At 60.9% G+C, this 18,827-nt stretch carries 19 protein-coding genes; 13 read left to right on the top strand and 6 right to left on the bottom strand.

The window, feature by feature from the left end; all coding sequences use genetic code 11:
* Positions 1-8: 8 nt before the first annotated feature.
* Positions 9-311, bottom strand: a complete 303-nt coding sequence (locus NWV16_RS01415; protein ID WP_260521689.1) for a hypothetical protein — start codon at positions 309-311, stop codon at positions 9-11.
* A 233-nt stretch (positions 312-544) separates the two neighbouring features.
* Here NWV16_RS01415 and NWV16_RS01410 point away from each other — a divergent pair, with 233 nt between their 5' ends.
* From NWV16_RS01410 to NWV16_RS01400, 3 genes are all read left to right on the top strand, one after another.
* A complete protein-coding gene (locus NWV16_RS01410; RefSeq protein WP_260521688.1) occupies positions 545-1,603 on the top strand; it encodes a PA0069 family radical SAM protein in 1,059 nt (352 codons plus the stop codon).
* Between the two features lie 215 nt (positions 1,604-1,818).
* Complete coding sequence (locus tag NWV16_RS01405) at positions 1,819-2,550, top strand: carbonic anhydrase (protein ID WP_065260649.1); 732 nt, start codon at positions 1,819-1,821, stop codon at positions 2,548-2,550.
* A gap of 83 nt (positions 2,551-2,633) precedes the next feature.
* A complete protein-coding gene (locus tag NWV16_RS01400; RefSeq protein WP_260521687.1) occupies positions 2,634-4,160 on the top strand; it encodes a SulP family inorganic anion transporter in 1,527 nt (508 codons plus the stop codon).
* 51 nt (positions 4,161-4,211) lie between these two features.
* Here NWV16_RS01400 and NWV16_RS01395 read toward each other — a convergent pair whose 3' ends face one another.
* A complete protein-coding gene (locus NWV16_RS01395; RefSeq protein ID WP_260521686.1) occupies positions 4,212-4,844 on the bottom strand; it encodes a hypothetical protein in 633 nt (210 codons plus the stop codon).
* Positions 4,845-5,214: 370 nt separating this feature from the next.
* Here NWV16_RS01395 and coxB point away from each other — a divergent pair, with 370 nt between their 5' ends.
* The 4 genes from coxB to NWV16_RS01375 all read left to right on the top strand — a co-directional run bounded on the left by coxB (position 5,215) and on the right by NWV16_RS01375 (position 9,605).
* On the top strand, positions 5,215-6,342 hold the full coding sequence (gene coxB, locus NWV16_RS01390; protein WP_065260652.1) for a cytochrome c oxidase subunit II: 1,128 nt from the start codon (positions 5,215-5,217) through the stop codon (positions 6,340-6,342).
* Between the two features lie 82 nt (positions 6,343-6,424).
* Positions 6,425-8,011, top strand: coding sequence for a cytochrome c oxidase subunit I (gene ctaD, locus NWV16_RS01385; RefSeq protein WP_065260653.1), 1,587 nt, complete (start codon positions 6,425-6,427; stop codon positions 8,009-8,011).
* A 129-nt stretch (positions 8,012-8,140) separates the two neighbouring features.
* The gene (locus NWV16_RS01380) at positions 8,141-8,692 is read left to right on the top strand and encodes a cytochrome c oxidase assembly protein (RefSeq protein ID WP_260521685.1); all 552 of its coding nucleotides are present in this window, start codon (positions 8,141-8,143) and stop codon (positions 8,690-8,692) included.
* 25 nt (positions 8,693-8,717) lie between these two features.
* A complete protein-coding gene (locus NWV16_RS01375; RefSeq protein WP_065260655.1) occupies positions 8,718-9,605 on the top strand; it encodes a cytochrome c oxidase subunit 3 in 888 nt (295 codons plus the stop codon).
* Between the two features lie 9 nt (positions 9,606-9,614).
* On the opposite strand, the gene NWV16_RS01370 is transcribed toward NWV16_RS01375, so the two are convergent.
* On the bottom strand, positions 9,615-9,818 hold the full coding sequence (locus tag NWV16_RS01370; protein WP_065260656.1) for a twin transmembrane helix small protein: 204 nt from the start codon (positions 9,816-9,818) through the stop codon (positions 9,615-9,617).
* Between the two features lie 71 nt (positions 9,819-9,889).
* Here NWV16_RS01370 and NWV16_RS01365 point away from each other — a divergent pair, with 71 nt between their 5' ends.
* The 5 genes from NWV16_RS01365 to NWV16_RS01345 are packed head-to-tail and all read left to right on the top strand — an operon-like array spanning position 9,890 to position 13,798.
* Entirely contained in the window at positions 9,890-10,630 is a 741-nt protein-coding gene (locus tag NWV16_RS01365) for an SURF1 family protein (protein ID WP_260521684.1), read from the top strand.
* Positions 10,596-11,189 carry a hypothetical protein gene (locus NWV16_RS01360; RefSeq protein ID WP_260521683.1) on the top strand — a complete coding sequence of 198 codons (594 nt, stop codon included), beginning with the start codon at positions 10,596-10,598 and terminating at the stop codon, positions 11,187-11,189. The genes NWV16_RS01365 and NWV16_RS01360 overlap by 35 nt, the downstream gene beginning before the upstream one ends.
* A gap of 10 nt (positions 11,190-11,199) precedes the next feature.
* Complete coding sequence (locus tag NWV16_RS01355) at positions 11,200-12,279, top strand: COX15/CtaA family protein (protein ID WP_260521682.1); 1,080 nt, start codon at positions 11,200-11,202, stop codon at positions 12,277-12,279.
* The gene (gene cyoE, locus NWV16_RS01350) at positions 12,267-13,166 is read left to right on the top strand and encodes a heme o synthase (protein ID WP_260521681.1); all 900 of its coding nucleotides are present in this window, start codon (positions 12,267-12,269) and stop codon (positions 13,164-13,166) included. The genes NWV16_RS01355 and cyoE overlap by 13 nt, the downstream gene beginning before the upstream one ends.
* Complete coding sequence (locus NWV16_RS01345) at positions 13,163-13,798, top strand: SCO family protein (RefSeq protein ID WP_260521680.1); 636 nt, start codon at positions 13,163-13,165, stop codon at positions 13,796-13,798. The genes cyoE and NWV16_RS01345 overlap by 4 nt, the downstream gene beginning before the upstream one ends.
* A gap of 61 nt (positions 13,799-13,859) precedes the next feature.
* Here NWV16_RS01345 and NWV16_RS01340 read toward each other — a convergent pair whose 3' ends face one another.
* The 3 genes from NWV16_RS01340 to NWV16_RS01330 all read right to left on the bottom strand — a co-directional run bounded on the left by NWV16_RS01340 (position 13,860) and on the right by NWV16_RS01330 (position 16,392).
* Positions 13,860-14,633, bottom strand: a complete 774-nt coding sequence (locus NWV16_RS01340) for a MetQ/NlpA family ABC transporter substrate-binding protein (RefSeq protein ID WP_260521679.1) — start codon at positions 14,631-14,633, stop codon at positions 13,860-13,862.
* A gap of 77 nt (positions 14,634-14,710) precedes the next feature.
* Complete coding sequence (locus NWV16_RS01335; protein ID WP_065260662.1) at positions 14,711-15,385, bottom strand: methionine ABC transporter permease; 675 nt, start codon at positions 15,383-15,385, stop codon at positions 14,711-14,713.
* Positions 15,385-16,392 carry a methionine ABC transporter ATP-binding protein gene (locus NWV16_RS01330; protein WP_065260663.1) on the bottom strand — a complete coding sequence of 336 codons (1,008 nt, stop codon included), beginning with the start codon at positions 16,390-16,392 and terminating at the stop codon, positions 15,385-15,387. The genes NWV16_RS01335 and NWV16_RS01330 overlap by 1 nt, the downstream gene beginning before the upstream one ends.
* Before the next feature lie 260 nt (positions 16,393-16,652).
* Between NWV16_RS01330 and katE the strand changes: the two genes are divergently transcribed.
* On the top strand, positions 16,653-18,794 hold the full coding sequence (gene katE, locus NWV16_RS01325; RefSeq protein WP_260521678.1) for a catalase HPII: 2,142 nt from the start codon (positions 16,653-16,655) through the stop codon (positions 18,792-18,794).
* Positions 18,795-18,827 lie beyond the last annotated feature (33 nt).

The raw sequence follows: 18,827 nt of genomic DNA, 5'->3' as shown, positions 1-18,827 counted from the left end.
AATCACTGTTACGGATTGGTAATACTGGCATAGGCTTTGGCCAGGGCAGCCAGTTTGGCCCGATCCTGCTCACCGACTTCACCGTCACGATCCACATCATGCTCCAGGCGGCCAATACTGAAGGTATGCCCGCCATCCGTGGAGGTCGCGGTGACGAAAATGGAGTCCACCAGTCTTTCCATCGGCTCGTCCGCCTCGGCGTCCCAGCCCTGTTCCTTGCGCGCAAGTTGCATGGAAACCAATGTATTCGGCTCCGATGGACCGGGTTGCAGCAATTGCAGAAAAACACCGCGCGAATTAAAAAACGACATCATCAAATCCTTTTGCATTTCATTTAAACAAGTGTGGTAAAGCGGGGCCAATACTATGAACTCAAACAATAAACCACCAGCCAACTTATGTTTCTTTGATTTTCACCTGCATGAACTTTTATTTAAATAAGCGCCCAACTAATCCAGCCTGTTACTGATCGACGGCCGAACGGTAGTGGATCATCCTGCCTGCAGCAGATACTGTATGCATATACAGATACAGGAAATCCGTGATGACCAGCCCCCTGCCCCCGCGCGGTCGCGGTACCGCCACCAACCCGCACAACCGTTTTGCACCCAGTCGTTCGGTGGCCGAGGACGACGGCTGGTATCAGGAAGTGCCCGACACCCAGGGCACCGAGGTGCGGATCGAGACGGCGAAGACCGTCATCACCCGCAACACTTCGCCGGACCTGCCCTTCGACCGCTCGATCAATCCCTATCGCGGCTGCGAGCATGGCTGCATCTATTGCTACGCACGACCGAGCCACGCCTACTGGGACCTGTCGCCCGGGCTGGATTTCGAAACGAAGCTGATTGCCAAGACCAACGCAGCCCAGGTGCTGGAAGAACAGCTGGGGAAAAAAGGCTATCAATGTGCGCCGATCAATCTGGGCTCCAATACCGACCCGTACCAGCCGATCGAACGCGAACACAAAATCACTCGTCAGATCCTCGAAGTGCTGCTGCGCTACCGGCACCCGGTGACCATCGTCACCAAGGGCTCGCTGATCCTGCGGGATCTCGACCTGCTGACTCAGCTGGCGCAGCATCGGCTGGTGGCGGTGATGATCAGCCTCACGACGCTGGACGATGAGCTTAAACGCATCCTGGAACCCCGTGCCGCGGCGCCCAAGGCGCGATTACGGGCCATCCGGGTGATGCGCGAAGCAGGGATTCCGGTGGGTGTGCTGTGCTCGCCGATGATTCCGATGATCAACGACCGCGAAATCGAAAGCCTGCTCACAGAGGCCCACGCCGCCGGAGCCCAAAGCGCTGCGTACATGATGCTGCGCCTGCCGCTGGAAGTGGCGCCGCTGTTCGAGGAATGGCTCGAGGCGCACTACCCGCAGCGTGCCGCCCATGTGTTGAGCCTGATCCGCCAGAGCCGTGGCGGCGAACTGTACGACAGCCGTTTTGGCGCCCGCATGCGCGGTGAAGGGCCGTTCGCCGACCTGCTCGCCCAGCGATTCGCCAAAACCCTCAAGCGTCTGGGGCTCAATCGCCGCGAAGGTTTCAATCTCGACTGCACGGCCTTTTGTCCGCCGGGTCGTCAAATGGCGCTGATCTAGGGGCAATCAACCTCTGGTCGAGCAACACGGTCACGTTTTTTGTGACCTGGAACACACGTTCTAGAGCGTCCGATTCAGTTTGAGTTAAGTTTCGGCGGTTACCTTGCTCATCGAGTGACTGATGGGTCAGGACGGCCCGGATCTTTTGAACAGCCACTGGCTTCATACCGGAATACACGGGAATGACTCCCAGAATCCGCCAAAGAGGATGAATCATGAGTGACAAGGATAAACAGCCGTTGGCTGCGTCGGCGCCAGCCGTCCCCGGGGCGGCATCCGCCGATGCAGCACTGCGACATATCGTCGACGGCTTTTTGCATTTTCATCATGAGGTCTTTCCGCAGCAGGAAGAACTCTTCAAGAAACTCGCCACGGCCCAGTCGCCACGGGCGATGTTCATCACCTGCGCCGACTCGCGCATCGTTCCCGAACTGATCACCCAGAGTTCCCCCGGCGATCTGTTCGTGACCCGCAATGTCGGTAACGTCGTTCCACCTTACGGCCAGATGAACGGCGGCGTTTCCACCGCCATCGAGTACGCGGTACTGGCGCTTGGCGTGCAGCACATCATCATCTGCGGCCACTCCGATTGCGGCGCCATGCGCGCAGTACTCAACCCGGGCAGTCTGGAAAAGATGCCGACGGTCAAAGCCTGGCTGCGTCACGCCGAAGTCGCGAAAACCATGGTGCACGACAACTGCCACTGCACCGACGAAAAAGAGAGCATGCCGATCCTCACCGAGGAGAACGTCATCGCCCAACTGCAGCACTTGCGTACCCACCCTTCGGTAGCCTCGCGCATGGCGAACGGTCATCTGTTCATCCATGGCTGGGTCTACAACATCGAAACCAGCGAAATCAAAGCTTACGACGCGGATCAGGGATGCTTCCGACCGCTCGACGGCAGCCATCCGATTCCGGTGGCGACGCCCAAAGCGCGCTTCTGAATCCTCCTAAATATCCGTGTGGCCGGCCGCCGTTTCGGCGGCCAGGCCTGGCCACGCCTGAAAAAAGCTTCGGGAGAATCATCATGCGTGCGGCTCAATTGAAAGCGGTGTTGCCACGGGAGCTGCTCGCTTCGGTGGTGGTGTTTCTGGTCGCCCTGCCACTGTGCATGGGCATTGCGATTGCTTCAGGGGTGCCGCCGGCCAAAGGGTTGATCACCGGGATCATCGGCGGGCTGGTGGTGGGCTGGCTGGCGGGGTCGCCGTTGCAGGTCAGCGGGCCGGCGGCAGGGCTGGCGGTGCTGGTGTTCGAACTGGTGCGCCAGCACGGGATCGAGATGCTCGGCCCGATTTTGCTGCTGGCGGGCTTTCTGCAACTGGTGGCCGGACGCCTGAAGCTCGGCTGCTGGTTCCGGGTTACGGCACCGGCGGTGGTGTACGGCATGCTTGCCGGGATTGGCGTGCTGATCGTGCTTTCACAGGTGCATGTGATGCTCGATGCAGCACCGAAACCCTCCGGGCTCGACAACCTCACAGCGTTTCCCGGGGCGGTGGCGCAGGCCTTGCCGTCCTTTGGCTGGCAGGCCGGGTTGCTGGGGCTGTCGACCATCGCCGTGATGTGGCTGTGGGAGAAACTCCGCCCACAGTCACTGCGCTTCATTCCGGGCGCGTTACTCGGTGTCGGCCTGGCGACCGGTGCCAGTCTGCTGCTGGCGTTGCAGGTCAAACGGGTCGAAGTACCGGCGAACCTCACCGAAGCCATTGACTGGCTGAAACCGACGGACCTGCTGAACCTGGCCGATCCGTCTGTGCTGATCGCCGCGTTTGCCGTGGCCTTCATCGCCAGCGCCGAAACCCTGCTGTCCGCCGCTGCGGTAGATCGCATGCACAGCGGCCCGCGTTCGGACTTCGACCGCGAACTGTCGGCGCAAGGGGTCGGCAACATGCTCTGCGGGCTGGTCGGCGCACTGCCGATGACCGGGGTGATCGTGCGCAGTTCGGCCAACGTCCAGGCCGGTGCGACCACGCGCTACTCGACGATTTTCCATGGCCTGTGGCTGCTGGCCTTCGTGCTGTTGCTGTCGAGTCTGCTGCAAAGCATTCCGGTGGCGAGTCTGGCCGGGGTGCTGGTCTACACCGGTTTCAAACTGGTGGACCTGAAAGCCTTTCGCGGCCTGGGACGTTATGGCCGAATGCCGATGTTCACCTACGCCGCAACGGCGCTGGCGATCATTTTCACCGACCTGTTGACCGGTGTGCTGATCGGTTTCGGCCTGACCCTGGTGAAACTGGCGTTCAAGGCTTCGCGGCTGAAGATCAGCCTGATCGATCTGCCGCAGGAGGGGGAAATGGAGTTGCGGCTGGTGGGTGCGGCGACATTCCTCAAGGTGCCGGCGCTGACTCAGGTGCTGGGCAGTATTGCGCCGGGCACGACGGTGCATGTGCCGCTCAACAATCTGAGCTACATCGACCACTCCTGTCTGGAACTGCTGGAAGAATGGGGTCGAGCCAATGCGGCCAAAGGGTCGAAGCTGTTGATCGAGTCACGGGGATTGAAGCGCAGACTCGAGGGGCGGGTTCGCACCACTACCGGCATCGGTGCGGCAGGCTGAAAACACCTGGGGGAACAGAGCAATCTGTTCCCCCAATCGTTTGCGCAGAGATCAAGCCGCAGGCTGATCCAGCTCCAGGCCCACGCCCAGGCGGCGGCTCATGCACGGCCAGCGTTTCCAGGCCGCACCGGTGTCCGGGCTGCTGAGTTTTTCGCGGTAGGCTTCCACCGACTCCAGTGCAAAGCTGTCGTCGTCGAGCATGCTGTCCACCGCGTGGTGCACCACTTCATCGAGTTGATTGGCAAATTTCTCACCGAGCAACTGGTGAGCAATCAGATTGGCGACCGTCATGTCCAGGGGGATCAGTGGCTGGCCGAAATGCTTGATGTACAGGTCGTTGACCTCTTCGACAAAGCGGTGGGCCAGATAGGCCTCGTCCAGCAGACTGTCCAGACCGACCGGCGGCTGGAGAAAGTACTGCTCGGCGATTTTCAGCACCGGTTTGATCTGTGACTCGATTCCCGCTTCCCTGGCGACTTCATTGGCTGCATCCAGCAGGTCTGGCACTTCATCGATGTAGGCGGCGACAAAATGCGTCAGCACGCCGATGGCGTCGGTTTCCGGCAACTGGATGGCCGGGTGAAGGTGTTGCAGTTGGTGTTCGAGCTGACGGGTCAGCTTTCCGGTTTCGATCTCGTGTTGTCGGGCTATGTGGATCTGCTCGCGCAATGCGGCGGTGTTCATGAAAACTCCAGGAAACAAGGCAATGAAATAGGGAAGACATAACTTAGCTGGCTTACGAAAAATGCTAAGACGCATTTGTCATAATTATTTCATCCTTGATGCACCTGCGTTATATCGGTTTGCCACCACTCGTCTGCATGCTTCTCCATTCGTGCCGTGGAACGCAAGTACCACCCGTTTCATCCGATTTACGCCCGCACATTGCATTTTTCAGCCGCTGTCTATACTCGCCATTGAATGGAGTTAGCTGATGACGCCCGACTGCACCCGCAGCAAGGCCCGGCAATTCAAGTTCGTAGTCTGATGCAGCCGCTCCCTTGCCGCAGGCGTTACGCCTCCGGGATAACAAGAACGATAAGGGGAACCCGCAATGATGCGACATCCACACGTCTGGATGGGCCTCCTGTTGTGGTCGATTTTCAGCCAGGCCAACGCGGCCTGGACTGTGAATATGGCGCCTGGAGCGACTGAAATCAGTCACGCAGTATTCGACCTGCACATGACCATTTTCTGGATCTGTGTGGTGATCGGGATCATCGTCTTCGGCGCCATGTTCTGGTCGATGATGGTGCACCGCCGTTCTACCGGACAGGTCGCCGCAAAATTCCACGAAAGCACCACCGTCGAGATCCTCTGGACCGTCGTCCCGCTGCTGATCCTGATCGCGATGGCCGTTCCGGCGACTGCCACGCTGATTCGCATGTACGACACCAGCGAGCCGGATATCGATATCCAGATCACCGGTTACCAGTGGAAGTGGCACTACAAATACCTGGGCCAGGACGTCGAGTTCTTCAGCAACCTCGCCACGCCTGCCGAACAGATTCACAACAAAGAAGCCAAGGGCGAGCATTACCTGCTCGAGGTCGACAAGCCACTGGTGCTGCCGATCGGCGCCAAGGTGCGCTTTCTCGTCACCTCCGCCGACGTGATCCACTCCTGGTGGGTGCCGGCCTTCGCGGTCAAGCGCGATGCGATCCCCGGGTTCGTCAACGAAGCGTGGACGCGCATCGACAAGCCCGGCATCTACCGTGGCCAGTGCGCCGAGCTGTGCGGCAAGGATCACGGTTTCATGCCGATCGTGGTCGACGTCAAGGAGAAGGCCGACTACGAGAAATGGCTGGCCGACCGCAAGGCCGAAGCGGCGCAGCTCAAGGAGCTGACCAGCAAGGAGTGGACCCTCGACGAGCTCAAGGAGCGCGGCGACAAGATCTACCACACCACGTGCGTGGCCTGTCACCAGGCCGAAGGTCAGGGCCTGCCGCCGATGTTCCCGGCGCTCAAAGGCTCGCCGATTGCCACCGGGCCGAAAGCCGATCACCTGCACCGCGTGTACTTCGGCAAGCCGGGCACCGCCATGGCGGCCTTCGGCAAGCAACTTTCGGAAGTCGATATCGCAGCGGTCGTGACCTACGAACGTAACGCCTGGGGCAACAACAAGGGCGACATGGTCACGCCAAAAGAAGTGCTGGAGCTGAAACAGGCGGAAAGCAAATGAGCCGGTCTATTGCGTACTGCGTGAACCGGCCGGGGCAAGGCGCCCCGGCCTGCCAAGTCCACTCACTTGAAGGAGACCGGCCATGAGCGCTGTCATCGATGACCACGGTCACGCCGACCACGCCCACGGCCCCGCCAAAGGCCTGATGCGCTGGGTGCTGACCACCAACCACAAGGACATCGGCACGCTGTACCTGTGGTTTGCGTTCTGCATGTTCCTGCTCGGCGGCTCGTTCGCCATGGTGATCCGCGCCGAGCTGTTCCAGCCCGGTCTGCAGATCGTGGAGCCGGCGTTCTTCAACCAGATGACCACCATGCACGGGCTGGTGATGGTCTTCGGTGCAGTGATGCCGGCGTTCGTCGGCCTCGCCAACTGGATGATCCCGCTGATGATCGGCGCGCCGGACATGGCCCTGCCACGGATGAACAACTTCAGTTTCTGGCTGCTGCCAGCGGCATTCCTGCTGCTGGTTTCGACCCTGTTCACCCCCGGTGGCGGGCCGAACTTCGGCTGGACGTTCTACGCGCCGCTGTCCACCACCTATGCGCCGGAAAGCGTGACCTACTTCATCTTCGCCATCCACTTGATGGGGATCAGTTCGATCATGGGCGCGATCAACGTGATCGCCACCATCCTCAACCTGCGCGCCCCCGGCATGACGTTGATGAAAATGCCACTGTTCGTCTGGACCTGGCTGATCACCGCGTTCCTGCTGATCGCGGTGATGCCGGTGCTGGCCGGGTGCGTGACGATGATGCTGATGGACATCCACTTCGGCACCAGCTTCTTCAGTGCCGCCGGTGGCGGTGATCCGGTGCTGTTCCAGCACGTGTTCTGGTTCTTCGGTCACCCCGAGGTGTACATCATGATCCTGCCGGCCTTCGGTGCCGTCAGCCAGATCATCCCGACCTTCTCGCGCAAGCCGCTGTTCGGCTACACCTCGATGGTCTACGCCACGGCGAGCATCGCGTTCCTGTCGTTCATCGTCTGGGCGCACCACATGTTCGTGGTGGGCATTCCGCTGGTAGGCGAGTTGTTCTTCATGTACGCGACGATGCTCATCGCGGTGCCGACCGGAGTGAAGGTGTTCAACTGGGCCAGCACCATGTGGCAAGGCTCGCTGACCTTCGAGACACCGATGCTGTTTGCCGTGGCGTTCGTGATCCTTTTCTCCATCGGCGGCTTCTCCGGGCTGATGCTGGCCATCGCCCCGGCGGACTTCCAGTACCAGGACACCTACTTCGTGGTCGCGCACTTTCACTACGTGCTGGTGCCGGGAGCGATCTTCGGGATCTTCGCCTCGGCCTACTACTGGCTGCCGAAATGGACCGGCCACATGTATGACGAAACCCTGGGCAAGCTGCACTTCTGGTTGTCCTTTGTCGGCATGAACCTGACGTTCTTCCCGATGCACTTCGTGGGACTGGCAGGGATGCCCCGGCGGATTCCGGACTACAACCTGCAGTTCGCCGACTTCAACATGGTCTCGTCGATCGGCGCGTTCATGTTCGGCGCCACGCAGATCTTCTTCCTGTTCATCGTGATCAAGACCATCCGTGGCGGCGCGCCGGCTCCGGCCAAACCCTGGGATGGCGCCGAAGGGCTGGAATGGAGCGTGCCGTCGCCGGCGCCGTATCACACCTTCACCACGCCGCCGGAAGTGAAATGAACACTTTCTGCCTTGTGGAAACGCCTGTGGGAGCGGGCTTGCCCGCGATGGCGGCCCGCCTGAAACACCGCGTCGGCTGCATCGCTGGCAAGCCAGCTCCCGCAGGATTCTCGGTCGAGGGCAAAGATCATGGCTGACTCGATTTCACTGAAGAAACTGGTGACCCGACTGCTCGGCGTGGTGGTGGCGATGTTCGTCTTCGGTTTTGCTTTGGTGCCGCTCTATGACGTGATGTGCAAGGCCTTCGGCATCAATGGCAAGACCGCCGGGCAGTACGAAGGCGAGCAGGTCGTGGATCAGTCGCGGCAGGTGCGGGTGCAGTTCCTGTCGACCAACAATATCGACATGCCGTGGGAGTTTTATCCCAAGCATGACGAACTCACAGCCAATCCCGGGGCGGTGAACGAGATGATCTTCGTCGCCCGCAACCCCACCGACAAACCGATGAGCGCCCAGGCCGTGCCGAGCATCGCTCCGAGTGAAGCGGCGGCGTATTTCCACAAGACCGAATGCTTTTGTTTTACCCAGCAGGTGCTGCAGCCCGGTCAGCAGATCGAGATGCCGGTGCGTTTCATCGTTGACCGCGACATGCCCAAGGACGTGAAGCACCTGACGCTGTCCTACACGCTGTTCGATATCACCGCCCGACATCCTCCGGTGGCTGCAAACACTGGCGGTTAAGCGTGCCCGATAAGGAGAACAATAAATGGCAACTCACGAGCACTATTACGTCCCGGCCCAGAGCAAGTGGCCGATCATCGCCACCTTCGGCATGGTCATCACTGTCTACGGCCTGGCCACCTGGTTCAACGATCTGAAAGCGGCGCGCCCGGAATCCCATGGGCCGTACATCTTTTTCGTCGGCGGACTGTTGCTGGCGTACATGCTGTTCGGCTGGTTCGGCGCGGTGATCAAGGAAAGCCGCGCCGGGTTGTACAGCCCGCAGCTGGATCGCTCGTTCCGCTGGGGCATGAGCTGGTTCATCTTCTCCGAGGTGATGTTCTTCATCGCCTTCTTCGGCGCGCTGTTCTACGTGCGGCACGTCTCCGGCCCGGCACTGGGTGGCGAAGGCACAAAAGGCATTGCGCACATGCTCTGGCCGAACTTCCAGTTCACCTGGCCGCTGCTGCACACGCCGGATCCGAAACTGTTCCCGCCGCCCAAGGAAGTCATCAGCCCTTGGGGCCTGCCATTGGTCAACACCATCCTGCTGGTGAGCTCCAGCGTGACCATCACCATCGCCCACCATGCCCTGAAGAAAGGCCATCGTGGCGCGCTGAAGCTATGGCTGGCGATTACCGTACTGCTGGGCTGCGGCTTCCTCGCCCTGCAGGCCGAGGAGTACATGCACGCCTATCACGAACTGGGCCTGACCCTCGGTTCGGGGATCTACGGCGCGACGTTCTTCATGCTCACCGGGTTTCACGGCGCCCACGTGACCATCGGCACGATCATCCTGTTCGTGATGCTGATGCGGATCATGAAGGGCCACTTCGACAACGAGCACCAGTTCGGCTTCGAAGCCGCGAGCTGGTACTGGCACTTCGTCGATGTGGTGTGGATCGGTCTGTTCATCTTCGTTTACGTGCTCTGAAGGACAGAGCTACCAGGGCGCGTGCGACACCAGTTGGCCGCTGTAGAAACCCCAGGCAATCAAGCCGACGGTGCAAGCGGCCAATGCCACCCGAACACTCAAGGCGATGACCAGGCGATTCGAGCTGCTGTCGTCCTTGACCAGGAAAAACAGGCCGCTGAACAGGCTGATCACCGTGGCAATCAGCATCAGGACGATCGCTGCTTTGAGCATGGGAAGACTCCGGGGGTACAGGCGATGCAATCAAGTATAGCGGTCGCATTCACTGCTTTTCTGGCGCAGCCATGAAGCGCTTCCGGCCAGGCCTTGTGCCGACGCTGGTGGTCGCCTTGCTGCTGCCGCTGCTGATTTCGCTGGGCTTCTGGCAGCTGGGCCGGGGTGCGGAAAAAACCGCCCTGCTCGCCAGTTATGCCGAGCGTCGGGCCGCCGAACCGATGGCCAGCACCGAGTTGCTGCACAGCACCGATCCGGCCTTTCGCCGAGTGCATCTGCATGGCCGGTTCGATGCGGCGCACAGCCTGCTGCTGGATAACCGGCAGCGTGACGGCAAGGTCGGTGTCGAATTGCTGCAACCGTTTCAGGATCAGCGCACCGGCCTCTGGCTGCTGGTCAATCGCGGCTGGCTGCCATGGCCGGACCGCCGCGTAACCCCGCAATTCAACACACCGGCCGATGCCGTCAATGTCGACGCCTGGGTGTACGTCGCCCCCGGCGCGACCTTCCAGTTGCACGCCGACCCGGTCAGCAGCACCTGGCCGCAGACCATCACCGCCGTCGATCCCGCGAAGTTGTGGAAAACCCTCGAGCGCGATGGCTTCGCTTATGAGTTACGCGCCGAACCCGGCCCTGCCAGCTATCAGGCCGACTGGCCGGTGGTCGCCATGGGCCCGGAAAAACATCTCGGTTATGCCGTGCAGTGGTTCGCCATGGCCACCGCCCTGTTCGGTCTCTACCTCTACCTCGGATTGCACAACGCGAAGGAGAAACACCATGGGAGCGGCCATGAATCCACCCAGCATGTCTGAAGTCAAAGTCCCGGCCAGTCGCCGCCGCGGGCGCATTCAACTGCTGCTGATCCTGTTTGGCGTGATCGGCCCGATGATCCTTGCCACCGGCATGTACAAGTTGCAGTTCTGGGTTCCTGACGGTCGCAGCTACCACGGCGAGCTGATCGGCAACGGCCAGAGCCGCGCCGATCTGGGCGTGACGGCTGACGAAACGCGCTGGCAGATGTTGGTGACCGCGCCAAGAGACTGCGCGGTGGACTGCCAGCAACTGGTGTACCTGGCGCGGCAGATCCAGATCGGTCTCGGCCGCGATGCCGGACGCGCCAGCCACGCACTGGCCGCCGCGCAACCGCTGAGCGCCGACTACCAGGCCAAACTCACTCGCGAATATCCGCAACTGCAACGTTATCCGCTGGACGCCGCCGCGTTCAGCAAGGCGACCGGCGACAAAACCACGCCGCAGCTGTGGATCATCGACCCCCACGGCAATCTCGTGCTGCGCTACGACCCGAGTGTGAAGGGCAAGGATCTGCTCAACGACCTGCGTCACCTGCTGAAACTGTCGAATATCGGATAAGGGCATCGTCATGGCCAAACCTGGATTTCGCCTCGCGCTGTTCGCCACATTGCTGGCACTGATCGTGGTGCTGCTCGGCGCCTACACCCGCCTGACCCACGCCGGGCTCGGCTGCCCGGACTGGCCCGGCTGCTACGGCTTCATCAGCGTGCCGAAAAGCGAAGCCCAGCTGGCCCATGCCGAACTGCATTACCCCGACTCACCCGTGGAGGCGCACAAAGGCTGGAACGAGATGATCCACCGCTATTTCGCCGGCACCCTCGGCCTGCTGATTTCGATTCTGGCCGGGCGCGCGTGGGTCCACCGGCGGCATCCGGGACAGCCACTGAAACTGCCGCTGTTCCTGCTGGCGGTGGTATTCGCCCAGGCGGCGTTCGGCATGTGGACGGTAACGCTCAAGCTTTGGCCGCAAGTGGTGACCGGACATTTACTGGGCGGCTTCGCGACCTTGAGCCTGTTGTTTCTGCTGACCCTGAGACTGTCCGGCGTGCTGCCGGCACTGACCGTGCCCAAACGTCTGCAATATTGGGCCACCGCCGGATTGCTGCTGGTGATCGGCCAGATCGCCCTGGGCGGCTGGGTCAGTTCCAACTATGCGGCGGTGGCCTGCATCGATTTCCCGACCTGCCATGGCCAATGGCTGCCACCGGCGGACTTCGCCAACGGCTTTCATCTGACGCAACACATCGGCCCCAATTACCTCGGCGGACAGCTCGACAGCGACGCCCGCACGGCGATTCACCTGACCCACCGCATCGGCGCCTTGCTGGTGACGATGGTCCTGCTCGGGCTCGCGTGGCAATTGAAAGTGGTGGGCATGACGCGACTGGCCGGACTGGTTCTGGTCGCCCTCGCAGCACAGATCACCCTCGGAATCAGCAACGTACTGTTCCATTTGCCGCTGCCGGTGGCCGTGGCGCACAACGCCGGCGGCGCGGCGCTGCTGCTGACCATGGTGCTGGTCAATTATCACGCGCGGACCAGCCTGGTCAGGGTCAAGCAGCCGATGCTCGCGCGCTGGCGTCTGAGTCCGCGTAAACAGTCGGCGGCGCCCATCACGATAAAAGGAGAGACGCCATGGCGATTCTGATCGGCGAACGTCCCGGACAGGCGATCTGGCGTGATTACCTGGAGCTGACAAAACCGAAAGTCGTGGTGCTGATGCTCATCACCTCGCTGGTCGGCATGTTCCTCGCCACCCGCGCCGGCGTGCCGTGGACAGTGCTGGTGTTCGGCAACCTGGGCATCGCGCTGTGCGCCGGGGGCGCGGCGGCGGTCAATCATGTGGTGGACCGGCGCATCGACGCCGTCATGGCTCGCACCCACAAACGGCCGCTGGCCGAAGGCCGGGTTGCGCCCATCGCGGCACTGACCTTTGCGCTGGTGCTGGCACTGCTCGGCCAGGCCTTGCTGCTGACCTTCACCAACCCGCTGACCGCGTGGCTGACCCTGGCCTCGCTGCTTGGCTATGCGGTGATCTACACCGGTTTCCTCAAACGCGCGACGCCGCAGAACATCGTCATCGGCGGCCTCGCCGGCGCCGCCCCGCCACTGCTCGGCTGGACCGCCGCCACCGGCCATATCGGTGCCGAACCGTTGCTGCTGGTACTCATCATCTTCGCCTGGACCCCGCCGCACTTCTGGGCGCTGGCAATCCATCGCAAAGAGGAATACGCCAAGGCCGACATCCCGATGCTGCCGGTCACCCACGGCGAGCACTACACCAAGGTGCACATTCTGCTGTACACCTTCGCTCTGCTGGCGGTCAGCCTGTTGCCGTACGTGATCCACATGAGCGGCGCGCTGTACCTGATCTGCGCCCTCGGGCTGGGCGCAAGGTTTCTGCAATGGGCCCTGGTGCTGTACCGTGGCACTCGGCCGCACGCGGCGATCAACACCTTCAAGTACTCTATCTGGTACCTGTTTCTGCTGTTCATCGCCCTGCTCGTAGACCACTACTTACTGTTGAACCTATGACTCGAACCCAGAAAACCGTCTTCATCCTCGTGGCCGTGATCGCGCTGATCCTCGGCCTGACCGTCAACAAAGTGCTGAGCGGCAAGGGCCAGGGCGACCCGACGGCACTGATCGACGCCGGCATCATCCTGCTGCCGCAAAGCCGCAACCTGCCGGACGTGACGATGACCGATCAGGACGGCCAGCCGGTCACGGTCAACGAGCTGAAGGGCAAATGGAGCCTGCTGTTCTTCGGCTACACCTTTTGCCCGGACATCTGCCCGACCACCCTCGCCCAGCTGCGCCAGATCAAGAGCGAACTGCCGAAGGACGCTGTGGATAAATTGCAGATCGTGCTGGTCAGCGTCGACCCGAACCGCGACAACCCTGCGCAGTTGAAGCAGTACCTGGGTTACTTCGACAAGCAGTTCATCGGCCTGACGCCGAAGTCGATCGAGGAACTGCAGAAGGTGGCGAACGCGGTAAGCATTCCGTTCATTCCGGCGGATACCAGCAAACCGAACTACACGGTGGATCACAGCGGCAATCTGGCGGTGATCGGGTCTGATGGTACGCAGCGCGGTTTCATTCGGGCGCCGTTGAATAATGCCAAGCTGATTGCGCAGTTGCCGGTGATGTTGAACCGCAAGTAAAAGCCCGGATCAAAAAAAACCGCAGCCTGAACTGCGGTTTTTTTATGCCTGTAAGCCAGGATCAGAACGCCGGCAACACCGCGCCCTTGTACTTCTCGGTGATGAATTTCTTCACTTCCGGGCTGTGCAGGGCTTCAGCCAGTTTCTTCATGGCGTCGCTGTCCTTGTTGTCCGCACGGGACACCAGGATGTTCACGTAAGGCGAGTCGTTGCCTTCGATGACCAGCGCATCCTTGGACGGATCGAGCTTGGCTTCCAGCGCGTAGTTGGTGTTGATCAGCGCCAGATCGACCTGAGTCAGCACACGCGGGATGGTCGCGGCTTCCAGTTCGCGGATCTTCAGGTCTTTAGGATTTTCGGCGATATCCTTGACGGTCGACAGGATGTTTTTCGAGTCCTTCAGCTTGATCACGCCCGCCTTGTCCAGCAGCAACAGCGCACGGCCGCCGTTGGTGGCGTCGTTCGGGATAACCACATTGGCGCCGCCTGGCAGGTCTTCGATTTTCTTGATCTTGCTCGAGTAGGCGCCCAGCGGCTCCAGGTGTACGCCGGTCACGGCCACCAGGCTGGTGCCCTTGGCCTTGTTGAATTCATCGAGGTACGGCTGGTGCTGGAAGAAGTTGGCGTCCAGACGCTTTTCGGCGACCTGCACGTTCGGCTGAATGTAGTCGGTGAAAACCTTGACCTTCAGATCCACGCCTTCTTTGGCCAGGGCAGGCTTGACGAACTCGAGGATTTCCGCGTGCGGCACCGGGGTGGCGGCAACGGTCAGGGTTTCCTCGGCATGGGCCGAGAACGCTGCAACCGCAGCCAGAGCAACGATCAGTTTTTTCATTCAGCTAACTCCTTTTGAGGTGCCCGTGTGGCACCTGCCAGCGAATGGCCGGCTCATTTTTTGATTACCAAACCGGGTTATTTGCGCGAAAAATGCACGACCAGCCGGTCGCCCACCATCTGCAGCACTTGCACCAGAATCAGCAGCAGCACCACGGTGACGATCATCACGTCGGTCTGGAAACGCTGATAGCCGAAACGGATCGCCAGGTCACCCAGACCACCGGCACCCACCACACCCGCCATTGCGGTGTAGGAAACCAGTGTAATCGCCGTCACCGTAATCGCTGCGAAAATGCCCGGACGGGCCTCCGGCAACAAGGCGTTCATGATGATCTGGCGGGTAGTCGCACCCATCGACTGGGTCGCTTCGATGATGCCGCGATCGACTTCACGCAGAGCGGTTTCCACCAGGCGCGCGAAGAACGGTGTCGCACCGACCACCAGCGGCGGAATCGCACCGGCCACACCCAGCGAGGTGCCGGTGATCAGCACGGTGAACGGGATCATCACGATCAACAGAATGATGAACGGCAGCGAACGCAGGATGTTCACCACCAGCGACAGCAAGGCGTATACACCTTTGGCTTCGAGCAATTGCCGCGGGCTGCAGAGAAACAGCAGCACACCCAACGGCAGGCCGAGCAGCACAGTGAACAGCAGCGAACCGCCGAGCATCATCATGGTGTCGCCGGTGGCCAGCCAGATTTCGTACCAGTCGATATTGGTGAAGAAACTCATCAGGTCTGCCATTAGCGCAACACCTCCATGTGAACGTCAGCGGCGGTGAAGCGGGCAAAAGCCGCTTCCATGTCGCCACCGGTGACGGCGAGGGTCAATTGCCCGTAAGGAATGTCTTTGATGCGGTCGATACGACCGGCCAGGATGCTGTAGTCCACACCGGTTTCCCGGGCGACGGTACCGAGCAACGGTGCGTAGGTCGCGTCGCCCTGGAAGGTCAGACGCACGATGCGACCCGGCACGTGAGCGAAGTCATCGCGCTGCTCGCTCTCGTCGATCTGCTCGTCTTCCTGCACGAAACGCTTGGTGGTCGGGTGCTTCGGATGCAGGAACACTTCAGCCACCGAGCCCTGTTCGACGATCACGCCGGCATCCATCACCGCCACTTGATCGCAGACACGGCGGATCACATCCATCTCGTGGGTGATCAGCACAATGGTCAGTTTCAGCTCGCGGTTGATCTCGGCCAGCAGTTGCAGCACCGAGGCGGTGGTCTGCGGGTCGAGGGCGCTGGTGGCTTCGTCGCACAGCAGGATTTTCGGCTTGGTCGCCAAGGCGCGGGCGATGCCCACACGCTGCTTCTGGCCGCCGGACAACTGCGCCGGATATTTCTTCGCGTGATCGGACAGGCCGACCCGCGCCAGCAATTCGGCCACACGCCGGTCGATCTCGGCGCGGGACAGTTCACCGGCCAGGGTCAGCGGCAGCGCGACGTTGTCGGCCACGGTCTTGGAGGCCAGCAGGTTGAAGTGCTGGAAGATCATTCCGACCTGCTGACGGAAACGGCGCAGGCCATTGGCGTCCAGCGCGGTGACTTCTTCGCCGTCGACGATGATCTTGCCGCCACTGGAATCCTCCAGGCGATTGATCAGACGCAGCAGGGTACTTTTTCCCGCGCCGGAATGGCCAATCAGGCCGAACACCTGACCGTTCTCGATGGAGAGGCTGGTCGGATGCAGCGCGGTGATGTCCTTACCGCCGACGCGGTAAGTCTTATGGACGTTTTGAAACTCGATCACGTAGCGAACCTTGTGGGGCGCGTTGGAAAAGGATCAGCGGTTAGCCGGGCGCGCATTTTAGCCTGTCCGTATAGAGGTTCTTAGCATTTATTTCGCAATTAACCTTCAATTTGGCAATAACAGGATCAAAGGTCATAAAAAAGGAACGCCCGAAACCCTCATCAGTCACTAGTTAAGCGACTTGAAACCCTGGGTGCCGTGCCCGGGAACCACTCGAGCGGCCCGGCGCAATGCCCCGGGCATACAGGAGTTCACGACTGATGAGTACGAAAAAACCTGCCACTGACAAGAGCCAACTGGCCGGCACCGACACCCCGGATCGCGCCAACACCAACGCCAAACTCGACAGCCTGGAAAAATTTCGCTCCGACGCCACCGGCCAGGCGCTGCGCACCAATCAGGGCGTGAAGATCGCGGACAACCAGAACACGCTCAAGGCCGGGCCGCGTGGGCCGTCACTGCTGGAAGACTTCATCATGCGTGAGAAGATCACGCACTTCGACCACGAGCGGATTCCGGAGCGCATCGTCCACGCCCGCGGTACCGGCGCCCATGGTTTCTTTCAAAGCTACGAGAACCATTCGGCGCTGACCAAGGCCGAGTTCCTGCGGGATCCGGGGAAGAAAACACCGGTTTTCGTACGTTTTTCCACGGTGCAGGGGCCACGGGGCTCCGGCGATACCGTGCGTGACGTGCGCGGTTTTGCCGTGAAGTTCTTCACCGACGAAGGCAACTTCGATCTGGTGGGCAACAACATGCCGGTGTTTTTCATCCAGGACGCAATCAAGTTTCCCGACTTTGTCCACGCCGTAAAACCCGAGCCGCACAACGAAATACCGACCGGCGGCTCGGCCCACGACACCTTCTGGGATTTCGTGTCGCTGGTACCGGAATCGGCGCACATGGTCATCTGGGCCATGTCCGACCGGGCCATCCCGAAAAGCCTGCGCAGCATGCAGGGCTTCGGCGTGCACACCTTCCGGCTGATCAATGCCGAGGGTAAATCACGCTTCGTGAAGTTCCACTGGCGCCCCACCGCCGGTACCTGTTCGCTGGTGTGGGACGAAGCGCAGAAACTGGCCGGTAAAGATACCGACTACCACCGACGCGATCTCTGGGAGGCCATCGAGACCGGGGACTACCCGGAATGGGAACTCGGCGTACAGGTCATCGAGGAGGAAAACGAGCACGACTTCGATTTTGACATTCTCGACCCGACCAAACTGATTCCCGAGGAAATCGTCCCGATCACGCCGCTGGGCAAAATGACCCTCAACCGCAACCCGGACAACTTCTTCGCCGAAACCGAACAGGTCGCGTTCTGTCCTGGCCATATCGTCCCCGGGATCGACTTTTCCAATGACCCGCTGCTGCAAGGTCGGCTGTTTTCCTACACGGACACGCAGATCAGCCGGCTCGGCGGGCCGAATTTTCATGAGCTGCCGATCAATCGCCCGGTGGCGCCGTTCCACAATGGCCAGCGCGATGCCCAGCACCGCACGGTGATCGACAAAGGCCGCGCGTCCTACGAGCCGAACTCCATCGATGGCGGCTGGCCGAAAGAAACCCCGCCGGCTGCGCAGGACGGCGGTTTCGAGAGCTACGCAGAGCGCATCGACGCCAACAAGATCCGCCAGCGCAGCGAGTCGTTCAGCGACCACTTTTCCCAGGCGCGCCTGTTCTTCAAAAGCATGAGCAAGCACGAGCAGGAGCACATCATTTCGGCGTACAGCTTCGAGCTGGGCAAGGTTGAACGGGAGCACATCCGGGCCCGGGAAGTGAACGAGATTCTGGCCAACATCGATCTGGAGCTGGCGCGTCGGGTGGCGACGAACCTCGGTTTGCCGGCTCCCACCCAAGGCACGGTCGAGGTGCGCAAGACCTCACTGGATCACTCTCCGGCGCTGAGTCAGGCCAATCTGTTGCCCGAGAACATCAAGACCCGAAAAGTCGCCATTCTGGCGGCCAACGGCGTCGATGGCGCGGCGATTGAGGCAATGAAAAAGGCTTTGGCCGCAGAGGGTGCGCACGCCAAATTGCTCGGCCCGACCTCCGCGCCGGTGAAGACGGCGGATGGCAAAAGCCTGGCGGTGGATGCGTCGATGGAAGGTATGCCTTCAGTGGTGTTCGATGCGGTATTCGTGCCGGGCGGCGCGGCTTCGGTCAAGGCGTTGAGCGGAGACGGCGTTGCGTTGCATTACCTGCTGGAGGCGTACAAGCACCTGAAGGCGATTGCCCTGCAAGACGAGGCCGGACATTTGCTGGACGTGCTGAAGCTGGAGGCGGATGCCGGGTTGATCGAAGGCAAGGACGTGAAGGCGCTGACCAAACCGTTTTTTGCGGCGATCGGGCAGCATCGGGTTTGGGACCGGGAGGCGAAAGCCAAGGCTATTCCGGCCTGAAAAAAACCGCAGCCTGCGAAAAGCAGGCTGCGG

The organism is Pseudomonas sp. BW7P1 (assembly GCF_024981055.1).
Lineage (GTDB): Bacteria > Pseudomonadota > Gammaproteobacteria > Pseudomonadales > Pseudomonadaceae > Aquipseudomonas > Aquipseudomonas bananamidigenes.
This window is presented reverse-complemented; position numbering and strand designations above follow the sequence as displayed.

What these genes read in the sequence shown, in the direction of transcription:
- NWV16_RS01335 (WP_065260662.1), bottom strand. Translation starts at nt 15,385, where the DNA reads ATGGCAGACCTGATGAGTTTCTTCACCAATATCGACTGGTACGAAATC.
- NWV16_RS01360 (WP_260521683.1), top strand. Translation starts at nt 10,596, where the DNA reads ATGGGAGCGGCCATGAATCCACCCAGCATGTCTGAAGTCAAAGTCCCG.
- NWV16_RS01400 (WP_260521687.1), top strand. Translation starts at nt 2,634, where the DNA reads ATGCGTGCGGCTCAATTGAAAGCGGTGTTGCCACGGGAGCTGCTCGCT.
- NWV16_RS01365 (WP_260521684.1), top strand. Translation starts at nt 9,890, where the DNA reads ATGAAGCGCTTCCGGCCAGGCCTTGTGCCGACGCTGGTGGTCGCCTTG.
- NWV16_RS01410 (WP_260521688.1), top strand. Translation starts at nt 545, where the DNA reads ATGACCAGCCCCCTGCCCCCGCGCGGTCGCGGTACCGCCACCAACCCG.
- NWV16_RS01405 (WP_065260649.1), top strand. Translation starts at nt 1,819, where the DNA reads ATGAGTGACAAGGATAAACAGCCGTTGGCTGCGTCGGCGCCAGCCGTC.
- NWV16_RS01355 (WP_260521682.1), top strand. Translation starts at nt 11,200, where the DNA reads ATGGCCAAACCTGGATTTCGCCTCGCGCTGTTCGCCACATTGCTGGCA.
- NWV16_RS01395 (WP_260521686.1), bottom strand. Translation starts at nt 4,844, where the DNA reads ATGAACACCGCCGCATTGCGCGAGCAGATCCACATAGCCCGACAACAC.
- cyoE (WP_260521681.1), top strand. Translation starts at nt 12,267, where the DNA reads ATGGCGATTCTGATCGGCGAACGTCCCGGACAGGCGATCTGGCGTGAT.
- NWV16_RS01370 (WP_065260656.1), bottom strand. Translation starts at nt 9,818, where the DNA reads ATGCTCAAAGCAGCGATCGTCCTGATGCTGATTGCCACGGTGATCAGC.
- katE (WP_260521678.1), top strand. Translation starts at nt 16,653, where the DNA reads ATGAGTACGAAAAAACCTGCCACTGACAAGAGCCAACTGGCCGGCACC.
- NWV16_RS01375 (WP_065260655.1), top strand. Translation starts at nt 8,718, where the DNA reads ATGGCAACTCACGAGCACTATTACGTCCCGGCCCAGAGCAAGTGGCCG.
- NWV16_RS01380 (WP_260521685.1), top strand. Translation starts at nt 8,141, where the DNA reads ATGGCTGACTCGATTTCACTGAAGAAACTGGTGACCCGACTGCTCGGC.
- NWV16_RS01345 (WP_260521680.1), top strand. Translation starts at nt 13,163, where the DNA reads ATGACTCGAACCCAGAAAACCGTCTTCATCCTCGTGGCCGTGATCGCG.
- NWV16_RS01415 (WP_260521689.1), bottom strand. Translation starts at nt 311, where the DNA reads ATGTCGTTTTTTAATTCGCGCGGTGTTTTTCTGCAATTGCTGCAACCC.
- coxB (WP_065260652.1), top strand. Translation starts at nt 5,215, where the DNA reads ATGATGCGACATCCACACGTCTGGATGGGCCTCCTGTTGTGGTCGATT.
- NWV16_RS01340 (WP_260521679.1), bottom strand. Translation starts at nt 14,633, where the DNA reads ATGAAAAAACTGATCGTTGCTCTGGCTGCGGTTGCAGCGTTCTCGGCC.
- ctaD (WP_065260653.1), top strand. Translation starts at nt 6,425, where the DNA reads ATGAGCGCTGTCATCGATGACCACGGTCACGCCGACCACGCCCACGGC.